General features: G+C 65.7%; 13 protein-coding genes. 11 read left to right on the top strand and 2 right to left on the bottom strand.

From position 1 onward, the window contains the following. From folK to C662_RS00570, 6 genes are all read left to right on the top strand, one after another. The gene (folK, locus tag C662_RS00595) at nt 1–486 is read left to right on the top strand and encodes a 2-amino-4-hydroxy-6-hydroxymethyldihydropteridine diphosphokinase (RefSeq protein WP_002923656.1); all 486 of its coding nucleotides are present in this window, start codon (nt 1–3) and stop codon (nt 484–486) included. 80 nt (nt 487–566) lie between these two features. Beyond that, entirely contained in the window at nt 567–950 is a 384-nt protein-coding gene (locus C662_RS00590; RefSeq protein ID WP_037983894.1) for a DMT family protein, read from the top strand. A gap of 14 nt (nt 951–964) precedes the next feature. After that, nucleotides 965–1603, top strand: a complete 639-nt coding sequence (locus C662_RS00585) for a deoxynucleoside kinase (protein ID WP_002923651.1) — start codon at nt 965–967, stop codon at nt 1601–1603. A gap of 109 nt (nt 1604–1712) precedes the next feature. Continuing rightward, nucleotides 1713–2528 carry a 3-methyl-2-oxobutanoate hydroxymethyltransferase gene (panB, locus tag C662_RS00580; RefSeq protein WP_002923649.1) on the top strand — a complete coding sequence of 272 codons (816 nt, stop codon included), beginning with the start codon at nt 1713–1715 and terminating at the stop codon, nt 2526–2528. A gap of 61 nt (nt 2529–2589) precedes the next feature. Next, nucleotides 2590–3417, top strand: a complete 828-nt coding sequence (gene panC / locus C662_RS00575) for a pantoate--beta-alanine ligase (protein ID WP_002923645.1) — start codon at nt 2590–2592, stop codon at nt 3415–3417. Nucleotides 3418–3531: 114 nt separating this feature from the next. Next, nucleotides 3532–3978, top strand: a complete 447-nt coding sequence (locus C662_RS00570) for a CBS domain-containing protein (protein WP_002923644.1) — start codon at nt 3532–3534, stop codon at nt 3976–3978. A gap of 97 nt (nt 3979–4075) precedes the next feature. Here C662_RS00570 and pepN read toward each other — a convergent pair whose 3' ends face one another. Both pepN and C662_RS00560 read right to left on the bottom strand, forming a co-directional pair. Beyond that, nucleotides 4076–6751 carry an aminopeptidase N gene (gene pepN / locus C662_RS00565; protein ID WP_002923642.1) on the bottom strand — a complete coding sequence of 892 codons (2676 nt, stop codon included), beginning with the start codon at nt 6749–6751 and terminating at the stop codon, nt 4076–4078. 135 nt (nt 6752–6886) lie between these two features. Continuing rightward, nucleotides 6887–7408, bottom strand: coding sequence for an RDD family protein (locus C662_RS00560; protein WP_232433184.1), 522 nt, complete (start codon nt 7406–7408; stop codon nt 6887–6889). 248 nt (nt 7409–7656) lie between these two features. Here C662_RS00560 and C662_RS00555 point away from each other — a divergent pair, with 248 nt between their 5' ends. The 5 genes from C662_RS00555 to C662_RS00535 all read left to right on the top strand — a co-directional run bounded on the left by C662_RS00555 (nt 7657) and on the right by C662_RS00535 (nt 13532). Further along, nucleotides 7657–9369 (top strand): acetolactate synthase 3 catalytic subunit, encoded by a 1713-nt coding sequence (locus tag C662_RS00555; RefSeq protein ID WP_002923639.1) that lies wholly within the window; start codon nt 7657–7659, stop codon nt 9367–9369. A gap of 34 nt (nt 9370–9403) precedes the next feature. Next, nucleotides 9404–9895 (top strand): acetolactate synthase small subunit, encoded by a 492-nt coding sequence (gene ilvN / locus C662_RS00550; protein WP_002923638.1) that lies wholly within the window; start codon nt 9404–9406, stop codon nt 9893–9895. Between the two features lie 74 nt (nt 9896–9969). Beyond that, complete coding sequence (ilvC, locus tag C662_RS00545) at nt 9970–10986, top strand: ketol-acid reductoisomerase (RefSeq protein ID WP_002923637.1); 1017 nt, start codon at nt 9970–9972, stop codon at nt 10984–10986. Nucleotides 10987–11175: 189 nt separating this feature from the next. Then, nucleotides 11176–11994 (top strand): CDP-diacylglycerol--serine O-phosphatidyltransferase, encoded by an 819-nt coding sequence (pssA, locus tag C662_RS00540; protein ID WP_002923634.1) that lies wholly within the window; start codon nt 11176–11178, stop codon nt 11992–11994. Then, entirely contained in the window at nt 11991–13532 is a 1542-nt protein-coding gene (locus C662_RS00535; protein WP_002923631.1) for a 2-isopropylmalate synthase, read from the top strand. The genes pssA and C662_RS00535 overlap by 4 nt, the downstream gene beginning before the upstream one ends. The last annotated feature ends 15 nt before the right edge of the window (nt 13533–13547 follow it).

Raw genomic sequence — 13547 nt, 5'->3', positions numbered from 1 at the left:
ATGAGCCCCCCGGTACGCGCGTTCGTCGCCTTCGGCGCAAACCTCGGTGACCCTGTCGCCGCTTTTGCACTTGCCCTACAGCGCCTGGACGCGTTGCCATCAACGCAGGTCCTGGCCCGCTCCGCGCTGTACCGCAGCGCACCGGTCGGGGTGGCAGGCCAGCCCGACTACATCAACGCGGTCATCGAACTGTCCACCAGCCTCGACGCACGCGTCCTGCTCGAGGCCTTGCTGATGATCGAGCGCGAGGGCGGACGCACGCGCGATTTTCACATGGCACCGCGAACGATGGATCTCGACCTGCTGCTGCATGGCGAGGCAATCATCGACGAACCCGACCTGCAAGTCCCGCATCCGCGCATGCATCTGCGCGCGTTCACGCTCGTGCCGCTCGCCGAGATTGCGCCGGGCTTGCACATTCCGCGCCGCGGCGCCGTCAGCGACCTGCTCGCGGGCGTTGCCGACCAGGCCATCAGCCGCCACTGAACAGCCGCCGCCACCGCAGTAGCACGCCCCCCACCCCGCCCAAGAAATACCGACGCACCACTGCGCCTTCCGAGGTTCCCATGCCTGTCTGGCTCCAGTCCGCTACATCGGCCGCAACCGCTAGCCCGGTATGGTTGCAGACCGCCCTGCTGCTCACCGCCTCCAACGTGTTCATGACCTTCGCCTGGTACGGACACCTCAAGAACATGCAGAGCAAGGCGTGGTACGTGGCCGCTCTCGTGAGCTGGGGCATCGCACTGTTCGAGTACCTGCTGCAGGTGCCGGCAAACAGGATCGGTGCAACCACCTTGAGCCTCGCGCAGCTCAAGATCATGCAGGAGGTGATCACGCTGCTCGTGTTCATCCCCTTCGTCGTGCTGTACATGAAACAGCCGCTCAAGCTTGACTATCTATGGGCGGCGCTGTGTATGCTCGGTGCCGTCTATTTCATCTTTCGCAGCTGACGAAGGCGCCCCGCATGCTCGACAAAGCCCGCTACATCGTCGTCGAAGGCCCTATCGGCGCCGGCAAGACCTCTCTCGCCCGTCGTCTGGCCGAACGCCTTCAGGCCGAGACCCTGCTCGAGCAGGCCGAACACAACCCCTTCCTCGGGCGCTTCTACCAGAACGCGGAGCGCTGGGCGCTGGCGACGCAGGTGTCCTTCCTGTTCCAGCGCCTGGACCAACTCGCCGCACTCGGCCCGGTCGACGGCGACCGCCGCGTGGTGTCGGACTTCCTGCTCGACAAGGACCGCCTGTTTGCAGAGCAGAACCTGGGGGCGGACGAACTCGCGCTCTACCAGCGCGTGCACGACAGCGTGCAGCGGGTCGAACCGCCCCGGCCCGACCTCGTGATCTATCTGCAGGCGCGCCCGGACACCCTGATGGAGCGCGTCCGCAAGCGCGGACTGGACGCCGAGCGTCGCATCACCGAGCTCTACCTCGAGCAGGTCGCCAACCGCTACACGCGCTACTTCTACCAGTACGACGCAGCACCGCTGTTCATCGTCGACGCTGGCGTCCTCAACCCGGTCGACAAGGACGAGGATTTCGAGCTCCTGCTCGAACGCCTGCGCGAGATGCGGGGCTATCGCGAGTTCTTCGGCTACGCGGGCTGAGCCCCTTGCCCGGGCCCGGATTCGCCACCGGACACCCAGCCGGCGCAGCGTCACACTTGTGCAATGCACCACTTTGGTGAAAACTCCGGGCTCCCTTCAGGAGTGACCCATGAGCTACCTCCAGGACCAGAAACCCGTCAGTCTGTTCGAACTTGGCAAGATGCGCGCCGAAGGCCGCAAGATCGCCATGCTCACCTGTTATGACGCAAGCTTTGCCGCTCTGCTCGGCCGCGCCGGCGTCGACAGCATCCTCATCGGCGACTCGCTCGGCAACGTGCTGCAAGGCCAGAAATCCACGCTGCCGGTCACACTCGAGCAGATGGCCTACCACACCGAGTGCGTGGCGCGTGCCAATGCCCGCCCGTTCATCGTCACCGACATGCCCTTCGGCAGCTATCACGAGAACCGCGAGCAAGCCATGCGCAACGCCGCACGCCTGATGGCGGCCGGTGCCCAGATGGTGAAACTCGAGGGTGGCGAGTTCATGGCCGACACGATCCGCTTCCTGGTCGAGCGCGGCGTACCCGTCTGCGCCCACATCGGCCTCACCCCGCAGGCAGTACATCAGCTTGGCGGCTATCGCGTACAGGGTCGCAGCGAGGAAGGCGCGGCGCGGCTCAAGGCCGACGCCCTCGCCCTCGAGCAGGCCGGCGCGGCGCTGATGGTGATGGAGATGGTGCCCGCCGAGCTTGCCAGCACGATCACGCGCAGTCTGAGCAGTATGGCTACCATCGGCATCGGCGCGGGGGCAGGCTGCGATGGCCAGGTGCTGGTGCTGCACGACATGCTCGGCGTATTCCACGGCAAGACCGCACGCTTTGTGCGCAACTTCATGGACGGCGCGACCAGCATCGAGGACGCCGTGGCGCGCTACGCCGCAGCCGTCAAGGACGGCAGCTTCCCGGCCGCCGAACACTGCTACTGAACGGCCCGTTCGCCGACCTCGCCCCCCCTTTCCAGCACACCCTACGCAAGACCAGGACGCAATGCAGATCCACCACACCATCGAGAGCCTGCGCAGCGCGCGCGCGCAGGCAGGCCGAGTGGCCTTCGTGCCGACCATGGGCAACCTGCACGAGGGCCATATTGCGCTGATGCGACAGGCCCGCGCGCACGCTGACTGTGTGATTGCGAGCATCTTCGTCAACCGCCTGCAGTTCGGCGCCGGCGAAGACTTCGACCACTACCCGCGCACCTTTGCCGCCGACTGCGAGAAGCTCGAAGCGGCCGGCGTGGCGCACCTGTTTGCGCCCGACGAGCAGGTCATGTACCCGCAGCCGCAGCGCTACCATGTGGAACCCGCGCCGGCACAGGTCTCCATCCTGGAGGGCGAATTCCGCCCGGGCCATTTCCGTGGCGTGGCGACCGTGGTGATGAAGCTGCTCAACATCGTGCAGCCCGACGTCGCCCTGTTCGGCAAGAAGGACTACCAGCAACTGATGGTGTTGAGCAACATGGTGCGCGAGATGGCGATGCCGGTCGAGGTGTTGCCGGGAGACACGGTGCGCGCCGACGACGGCCTTGCGCTGTCCTCGCGCAATGGCTACCTGAGCGCCGAAGAACGCCGCCGCGCGCCCCTGCTCCACCGCCTGCTGTGCCGCATCCGCGACGCGGTGCGCAGCGGCGACCATGACCTGCTCAAGCTCGAGACCGAGGCCATGGCAGAACTCGAGGCCGCTGGCTGGCAACCGGACTACATCGCGGTGCGCCGGCGTGCCGACCTGCAACCGCCGGTTCACCTGGACGATGCACTCGTCGTCCTCGCAGCCGCGCGCCTGGGCAAGACACGGCTGATCGACAACCTGGAGATCTGACGCCCGTCAGGGTTCCTCCGGCCTTGCGTCCATGCCCAGTTATGGTTAAAAACGGGGTACAAGAACACCGCGCACCTGCGGCCTGCACATAAACAAGGATGGGGGATTGAAAAGATGGCGACGAGCGTAAGACAGATCCTGGAACAAAAGGGCGCAACCTTTCATGCGGTGCGGCCCACCGATTCGGTCTTCGATGCCCTCTCCCTGATGGCGCAATTCGACGTTGGCTCGGTGCTGGTCATCGACAACGATCGCCTGGTCGGAATCTTCACCGAGCGTGACTACGCCCGCAAGGTCGTGCTCAAGGGCCTGATGTCGCGCGACGTGAAGGTGGGCGACCTGATGACGGCAAACCCGCACACCGTCTCGCTCAGTCACCAGGTGGACGAGGTGATGTCGATCATGACCGAACGCCGCTTCCGTCACCTCCCCGTGGTCGAGGAAGGCAAGGTGCTCGGCATCGTGACGATCGGCGACATGGTCAAGTCCATCGTCAGTCACCAGAAAGAGACGATCAAGCATCTCGAGAGCTACATCGCCGGCGACCTCGCCGCCGAGTGAGAGCGCTCGAGCGGGTTTGATACCCCGCTGAACGCAACCAGCAAGACGCCGGACACCGTCCGGCGTCTTGCTTTGCACCCTGGTGTTGCAAGCAGGCCTACTGCTGCAGCGCCTTGCCGACGATCTCCGCCACGTCAGGCGACAGCCCCGGGCTTGCAAGCACACGCTCGAGCTGAGGCCGGATACGCGCCTGCAGCGCAGGCGCATAATGGCGCCAGTTCTCGAGCGCACGCGCCATTCGCGCGGCGACCTGCGGATTGCGCGCATCGAGCGCGATCACCTGGTCGGCCCAGAAGGCATAACCGCTACCGTCGGCAAGGTGGAATTCACCCGGGTTTGCACGGAAATAGGTGCCGAGCAGGGCATAGACCTTGTTCGGATTGGCGAGACTGAACGCAGGATCGCTCAGCAGTACCCTGACCCGGTCCAGCGCCGGCTCCCCGCCCTCTTCCCAACGCCATGCGCCGGCCTGCAGTGCGAACCACTTGTCGAGCACCAGCGCGTCATTGCGATAGCGCGCATGGAAGGCAAGCAGCGCCGCGCCGCGTGCCGGGCTGCTGCTCTGCACCAGCGCCGCGAGCGCGCCAAAGCGCTCGGTCATGTTGGTCGCCGCCGCAAAGCGCGCCTCGGCGAGCGCCAGGCCACTCGCCTGCCCACCCGCGCACAGGTAGCGCAAGGCCAGGTTGACCAGCGCACGCTTGCCAGCGTCACCGGGGTGGTAACGATAAGGGCCGCTCACCTGCATGCCATCGACCACTCTCAGCCAGTCGCCTGCGAGCTCGCGGCCAAGTGCTCCCATCACGGCGATCAGCGCCGTGCGCAGCGCCCCCGGATCAGCCGGGGACATGCGCTCGAGCAGATAGGGCTCGGCCGGCAGGGCGAGCGCCTGGGCGCGGAAGGCCGGATCGAGGCGCGTATCGGCAAGCAGCGCCCGGAAGGCATTGACGAAGGCCTGCGGCAGGCCGGCACGGGCGCCGCCTGCCATCGCCAGGACGACGCGCTCGGCATAACGCTGGGCGGCATCCCAGCGGTTGAAGGGGTCGGCATCGTTCGCCATGCGGAAGGCCAGGCGGGCGTCATCCTCATCGAGCTCGAGGATGACCGGCGCCGAGAAGCCGCGCAACAGCGAGGGTACCGGCTCGGCGGCGAGGCCGATGAAGCGGAACACTTGCACTTCCTCGGTCAGCTTGAGCACCCGCGTCGTGACGCCCGCCTGGGTCTCGCCTTCGAGTCGCAGCGGCAGGTCACGGCCGTCCGGACCGATCAACCCGACCGCGACCGGGATCACCAGCGGCAGCTTGTCAGGCTGGCCAGGCGTCGCCGGGGTGTGCTGCGACAGAGTCAGGGCGTAGCAGCCATCGGCCGCATTCCATGTCCCGCTTGCCTTCACCCGCGGTGTGCCGGCCTGACTGTACCAGCGCATGAACTGATCGAGATCGAAGCCGTTGTTGGCCTCGGACATCACCTCCACGAAGTCGTCGCAGGTCACCGCCTGGCCGTCGAAATAGCTGAAGTAGAGATCCATGCCATTGCGAAAACCTTCCTGCCCGAGCAGGGTGTGCAGCATGCGGATGACCTCGGCACCCTTTTCGTACACGGTGGCGGTGTAGAAGTTGTTGATCTCCTGGTAGCTGTCGGGGCGGATCGGATGCGCCATTGGGCCTCCATCCTCGGGGAACTGCGCCGCGCGCAGCACACGCACGTCGTCGATGCGCTTGACCGCGCGCGCCGAGGCCGCGCCCTCCGGCCCGGCAGCGCGCGCCAGCATGTCGGCCGAAAACTGCTGGTCGCGGAAGACGGTGAGACCTTCCTTGAGGGTGAGCTGGAACCAGTCGCGGCAGGTGACGCGGTTGCCCGTCCAGTTGTGGAAGTACTCGTGCGCAACGACGCTCTCGACGTTCTCGTAATCGACGTCGGTGGCGGTGTCCGGTTTGGCGAGGACGAACTTGGTATTGAAGATGTTCAGCCCCTTGTTCTCCATCGCCCCCATGTTGAAGTCGGCCACGGCCACGATCATGAAGCGGTCGAGATCGAGTTCCAGGCCGAAGGTCTCCTCGTCCCAGCGCATCGAGTTCACCAGCGCCTCCATCGCATGCTCGCAACGGTCGAGGTTGCCCTCCTCCACCCACACCTGCAGCAGCACCTCACGGCCGGACAGCGTGCGCACCTTGCGCTCGAGCGCGACCAGTCTGGCCGCCACCAGCGCAAACAGGTAGGACGGCTTTGGAAAGGGGTCTTCCCACTTTGCGTAGTGACGCCCGTTGGGCAGCTCGCCCTGCCCCACCAGGTTGCCGTTCGACAGCAGCACCGGGCAGGCCTCGCGGTCGGCCTCCAGCGTCACCGTGTAGCGCGCCATCACATCCGGCCGGTCCGGGAACCAGGTGATGCGGCGAAAGCCCTCGGCCTCGCACTGGGTGAAGAAGCCGCCTGACGACAGATACAGGCCGGACAGCGTTGTATTGGCGCGCGGATCGACTCGCGTGCGCACTTCGACCATGACGGACTCGCCGGCGGCATCGATCTCGAGCAGCGCCCCCGTCTCGCGCAACGCCACCGGCTGCGCGCCATCGACGGTCAGCTCGAGGCGCTCCATGGCCTCGCCCCAGAGGCGGATCGGCCCCGGCGCGGCATCAGGATTGCGCACGCAGCGCATGCGGTTGGTCACCACTGTCGCACCGGCATCGAGGGCGAAATGGAGGTCAACGGTGTCTACCGTCCACGAAAGCGGCTGGTAGTCCGCGCGCTGGATGGTCTGGGGCTGCTCGTTCTGCATATTGTTTTCCGTGCAACCAGGACTGCGGTCCGCAGGCTGGCGTTGGGGTCGGTTCCGGGGCGCTTGCCTGGCGCCGGACACCAGCGTCGAGCGGACCGACTGGTTGCGCCAGGGGAGGCCCCGAAGATCACTGCATCAGGTTTTGGGCGAAGACGGCAGGAGCACGATACAAGTCCCGGCCAGGCGGTCATGCAGGAACTGACGGTCACGATCGATCAGCGCCCACACCAGGCCACCACCGAACAGCATCAGCGACGGCCACGCAAGCGCATAGCGCAGCCAGGCCTGCCCACGGCCCACCGCACGGCCATCGTCGGCGCGCACGAGCTTGAGCCGCCACGTCTGCATCGACAGGGTCTGGCCGTTACGGCGCCAGTACCAGACGAAATAGGCGCCGAGTACGGCGAAGATGTGTACCCAGGCAAACCAGCCCGGTGGCGCGAACTCGAACACCACGCCAAGAACCAGATAGGGGATCAGGAAAGTCAGCGCAAGCACGCCGAGCAGCAGCAAGGACTCATAAAGCATTGCCGCCAGCCGTCGGCGCAACCCGGCAAGCTCGACCACCGGCCTTCCGGCCCGTGCCGAGCCCTCTGCCACCCCACCCTGGACTGGTTCAGGGCGGACAACGGCAGCCTTGCTCTTCCTACGTGTCATGAGGTCATCCGCAAAGCGCGCCTGGCCGATGGCACGGCAAGGCTGAAACAGAAAGGTGGAGCTCAGGACGGACCCGAGGCGGCCCGGCGACAGCGTGCCGGCCGCCCTGAGACGGGGTCGGACGCGCCCCGCCCATCGGAAAACCCGGATTTACAGGCACACGCACCAGGGACGCAGCCTTGACCAAACCGCGGACGGCCGGTAACGTTCTGCGTTTATTCAAACCCCAACAAACAAGCGAGCTTTCGATGGTGCTGTCCGGAGCCGAAATTGTAATCAGGTGCCTGCAGGAAGAAAAGGTCGAGTATGTCTTCGGCTATCCGGGCGGTGCGGTGCTGTTCCTTTACGACGCGCTGTTCCAGCAGGATCAGGTGCGCCACGTGCTGGTGCGCCACGAGCAGGCCGCGGTGCACGCTGCCGACGGCTTCGCGCGCAGCACCGAAAAGGTCGGCGTCGCACTGGTGACCTCCGGCCCTGGCGCCACCAACGCAGTCACCGGCATCGCCACTGCCTACTGTGATTCGATCCCGATGGTGATCATCTCCGGCCAGGTGCCCACGGCGGCGATCGGCCAGGACGCCTTCCAGGAAGTCGACACCGTCGGCATCACCCGTCCCTGCGTGAAACACAACTTCCTCGTCAAGGACGTGCGCGACATCGCGGCGACGATGAAGAAGGCCTTCTACCTGGCGCGCACCGGGCGCCCCGGGCCCGTGCTGGTCGACATTCCCAAGGACGTGTCGATGCACAAGTGCGAGTTCGAGTATCCGCGCGAGATCTCGATGCGCTCGTACAACCCGGTGGTCAAGGGCCACTCCGGCCAGATCAAGAAGGCCGTGCAGCTGCTGCTCGAAGCCAAGCGCCCGATGATCTACACCGGCGGCGGCGTGGTGCTGTCCAACGCCGCCGAACAGATCACCCGCCTCACCCGCCTGCTCGGCTACCCGATCACCAACACCCTGATGGGCCTGGGCGGCTACCCCGCCAGCGATCGTCAGTACCTGGGCATGCCGGGCATGCACGGCACTTTCGAAGCCAACATGGCGATGCACTACTCCGACGTGCTGCTCGCCGTCGGCGCCCGCTTCGACGACCGCGTCATTGGCAACCCGGCGCACTTTGCCGAAGAGCCGCGCAAGATCATCCACGTCGACATCGACCCCTCCTCCATCTCCAAGCGCGTCAAGGTTGACGTCCCCATCGTCGGCGACGTCAAGGAAGTGCTCGAGGAGATGATCCGCCAGCTCGAGGCAGGCGAGGCCCGCCCCAACCCCGATGCGCTCGCCGCATGGTGGAAGCAGGTCGACGAGTGGCGCAGCCGCAAGTGCATGGTGTACAAGAACTCGGACGAGATCATCAAGCCGCAGTTCGTCATCCAGAAGCTCTGGGAAGTAACCGGCGGCGAGGCCATCGTCACCTCCGACGTCGGCCAGCACCAGATGTGGGCCGCGCAGTACTACGCCTTCGACAAGCCGCGGCGCTGGCTCAACTCTGGCGGCCTCGGCACCATGGGCGTGGGCATGCCCTACGCCATGGGCGCCAAGCTCGCCAACCCGGACCGCCAGGTGGCCTGCGTGACCGGCGAGGCCTCGATCCAGATGAACATCCAGGAACTGTCGACCTGCAAGCAGTTCCGCCTGCCGATCAAGATCTGCAACCTCAACAACCGCTACCTGGGCATGGTGCGCCAGTGGCAGGAACTGTTCCACGGCGGGCGCTACTCCGAGTCCTACATGGATTCGCTGCCCGACTTCGCCAAGCTGGCCGAGTCCTACGGCCACGTCGGCATCCGCGTGGACCGCCCGGCCGACGTCGAAGGCGCGCTGCGCGAGGCCTTCACCACGCACAAGGACGAACTCGTCTTCCTCGACTTCCAGGTCGACCAGACCGAGAACGTGTACCCGATGGTGCAAGGCGGCAAGGGTCTCACCGAGATGATCCTGTCGGCCGAAGACCTCTGAACGCCCTCCCGCTGAACCCGGACCCGAACACACCATGCGTCACGTCATCTCCCTCCTGATCGAAAACGAAGCCGGTGCGCTGTCGCGCGTGTCCGGCCTGTTCTCGGCGCGCGGCTACAACATCGAATCGCTCACGGTGGCCCCCACCGAGGACGCCTCGATGTCCCGCATGTCGATCGTCACCACCGGCTCGGACGACATCATCGAGCAGATCACCAAGCAGCTGAACAAGCTGATCGAGGTGGTCAAGGTGGTCGACATCTCCGAAGCGGCCCACATCGAGCGCGAGCTGATGCTCATCAAGGTGCGCGCCACCGGCAAGGACCGCGAGGAGATCAAGCGCACCACCGACATCTTCCGCGCCCGCATCATCGACGTCACCGACACGTCCTACGTCGTCGAACTGACTGGCAACCAGGGCAAGCTCGACGCCTTCATCGGCGCGATCGACCCCTCGCTGATCCTCGAGACGGTGCGCTCGGGCGTGTGCGGCATCGGCCGCGGCGACCGCGTACTCAAGCTCTGAGGCTGCGCGCGCTCGCATCCACACTCGCAGAACCCCGCACCACCTCCAGACCCGCTAAGCAAGAAAGGAAAGACATGAAGGTTTATTACGACAAGGACGCCGACCTCTCCCTCATCAAGGGCAAGAAGGTCACCATCGTCGGCTACGGCTCGCAGGGCCATGCCCACGCCCAGAACCTGTCCGACTCCGGCGTCAAGGTCACCGTCGGCCTGCGCAAGGACGGCTCGTCGTGGGACAAGGCCAAGGCTGCCGGCCTCAAGGTCGAAGAGATCGCCAAGGCCGTCAAGGGCGCCGACGTCGTCATGATCCTGCTGCCGGACGAGAACATCCCGCAGGTCTACAAGGACGAAGTCGAACCGAACATCAAGAAGGGCGGCGTGCTCGCCTTCGCCCACGGTTTCAACGTGCACTACAACCAGGTCGTGCCACGCGAGGACCTGGACGTGATCATGGTCGCCCCGAAGGGCCCCGGCCACACCGTGCGTTCCGAGTACCTGCGCGGGGGCGGCGTGCCGTCGCTGATCGCCGTGTACCAGGACAAGTCCGGCAAGGCGCGTGACATCGCCCTTTCCTACGCCGCAGCCAACGGCGGTACCAAGGGCGGCGTGATCGAGACCAACTTCCGCGAAGAGACCGAGACCGACCTCTTCGGCGAGCAGGCCGTGCTGTGCGGCGGCGCCGTCGAGCTGGTGAAGATGGGTTTCGAGACCCTGACCGAAGCCGGCTACGCGCCCGAGATGGCCTACTTCGAGTGCCTGCACGAACTCAAGCTGATCGTCGACCTGATGTACGAAGGCGGCATCGCGACGATGAACTACTCGATCTCGAACAACGCCGAGTACGGCGAGTACGTGACCGGTCCCGAGGTCATCAACGAGCAGTCGCGCGAAGCCATGCGCAACGCGCTCAAGCGCATCCAGACCGGCGAGTACGCCAAGATGTTCATCCTCGAGGGCCGCACCAACTACCCGAGCATGACCGCCCGCCGCCGCCTGAACGCCGCCCACCCGATCGAGCAGGTCGGCGCCCAGCTGCGCGAGATGATGCCCTGGATCAAGGCCAAGGCCCTGGTCGACAAGTCGAAGAACTGATCTTCGCCTTCGGCTGACAGAGGCCGGTGCCGCGCAAGCGGCACCGGCCTTTTTCATTGCATCGGACCGTGGCCCCACACAGAAGCAGCGGACGCGCCCGGCCCCTTGTCCGCATGCGCTAGAATCCAGGCTTCGGAACTCCACGAAGCGACGCCGAACGTGTCCTACCCAGATCAAGAGCCGCTGCCGATGCTAGACAAGCGCCGCCGCGGCATCTACATCCTGCCCAACCTGTTTACAACCGCAGCGCTGTTCGCCGGCTTCTATGCGATCGTGCAGGCCATGAACGACCGCTTCGAGTATGCCGCGGTGGCGATCTTCGTCGCCATGGTGCTCGACGGACTGGACGGCCGCATCGCCCGCCTCACCAACACCCAGAGCGAGTTCGGCGCCGAGTACGACTCGCTGTCGGACATGGTGTCCTTCGGTGCCGCACCGGCCCTGGTCATGTACGAATGGGCCCTGCAGGACCTGGGCAAGCTGGGCTGGATCGCCGCCTTCATCTATTGCGCCGGCGCCGCGCTGCGCCTGGCGCGCTTCAACACCAACATCGACGTCGTCGACAAGCGCTTCTTCCAGGGTCTGCCCAGCCCGGCTGCCGCTGCGCTGATCGCAGGTATGGTCTGGGTCGGCCTGGACAACGGCTTCGCCGGCCCCGAACTGCAGTGGTACGCCTGCGGTCTCACCATCTTCGCGGGCGTTTCCATGGTCAGCAACGTGCTGTTCTGGAGCGGCAAGGACATCAACCTGCGCAAGAGCGTGCCCTTCATCGTGTTGATCGCGCTGGTGCTCGCCTTCGCGCTCATCTCGAGCTATCCGCCAGGCATCCTGTTCGCACTCTTCCTCGCCTACGCAGCGTCCGGCTACGTCTTCGCACTGGTGCGCTGGCGCCGACGCCGTCAGAATCGGCTGGAGGCGACGACGACAAGCACCACGCAGGCGGTCGAGACCGCCACGCCTGCAGCGCCCGAGCAGGGCGATTCCTCCGACCCCGGGAGCAAATCATGAAAGACAAGCTGATCATTTTCGACACCACCTTGCGCGACGGCGAGCAAAGCCCGGGCGCGTCGATGACGCGCGACGAGAAGCTGCGCATCGCCCGCCAACTCGAGCGCATGCGGGTCGACGTCATCGAGGCCGGCTTCGCCGCCGCCTCGAATGGCGACTTCGAGTCGGTGCGCGCGATCGCCGAAGCGATCAAGGAGTCCACCGTCTGTTCGCTGGCGCGCGCCAGCGAAGCCGATATCCGGCGCTCGGGTGAAGCGATCGCCCCCGCAGCACGCGGCCGCATCCACACCTTCATCGCCACCAGCCCGATCCATATGGAGAAAAAGCTGCGCATGACGCCCGACCAGGTGGTCGAGCAGGCAGTCAAGGCGATCGGCTGGGCGCGCCAGTTCACCGACGACGTCGAATTCTCGGCCGAGGACGCCGGACGCTCGGAACTCGACTTCCTCGCGCGCATCTTCGAAGCCGTGATCGCGGCCGGCGCCAGGACCATCAACGTGCCGGATACGGTCGGCTACAACGTACCCGACCAGTTCGCCGCGACCCTTCGCAGCCTGATCGAACGCGTACCCAATGCGGACAAGGTCGTATGGTCGGTGCACTGTCACAACGACCTCGGCCTCGCGGTGGCGAACTCGCTCGCCGCCGTGCGCGTCGGCGCACGCCAGGTCGAATGCACGATCAACGGGCTCGGCGAACGCGCCGGCAATGCCTCGCTCGAGGAAATCGTCATGGCGGTACGCACGCGCGCCGACATCTTCCCGGTCGAAACCGGGATCGACACCACCCAGATCGTACCCGCCTCCAAGCTGGTGTCTCAGATCACCGGCTACCCAGTGCAGCCCAACAAGGCCATCGTCGGCGCCAACGCCTTCGCTCACGAGTCGGGCATCCACCAGGACGGCGTGCTCAAACATCGCGAAACCTACGAGATCATGCGTGCCGAGGACGTCGGCTGGGGTGCCAACAAGCTGGTGCTCGGCAAGCTGTCCGGGCGCAACGCCTTCCGCGCCCGCCTGATCGAGCTCGGCATCGAGATCGAGAGCGAGGAGCACCTCAACCACGCCTTCGCGCGCTTCAAGGAACTCGCCGACAAGAAGCACGAGATCTTCGACGAGGACCTGACCGCGCTGATGCGCGACGAAGCCGTCACCCCAGAACTCGAGCACTACCGCCTGCTGTCGAGCCGTTTCCACTCCGAAACCGGAGAGACCCCGCTGGCGGCAATCACGCTGGCCGTCGGCGGCGCCGAGAAGCACGCCGAAGCCGAAGGCTCGGGACCGGTGGACGCGGCTTTCAAGGCCATCGAGTCGGTGGTGTCGAGCGGCAGCGAGCTGCTGCTCTACTCGGTCAATGCCATCACCACCGGCACCGACGCCCAGGGCGAAGTCACCGTACGCCTGTCAAGGAGCGGACGCGTCATGGACGGCCAGGGCGCCGACACCGACATCATCGTCGCCTCGGCCAAGGCCTACCTGAACGCGCTCAACAAGCTGCACGCCGGCACTGCACGCCTGAACCCCCAGGTCGGCCCCTGACGGAGCACAGGACGC

Source organism: Thauera sp. 28 (genome assembly GCF_000310145.2).
GTDB classification, from domain to species: Bacteria; Pseudomonadota; Gammaproteobacteria; order Burkholderiales; family Rhodocyclaceae; genus Thauera; species Thauera mechernichensis.
The sequence above is the reverse complement of the archived record's forward strand: the minus strand, read 5'-3'. Positions and strand labels throughout refer to the sequence as shown.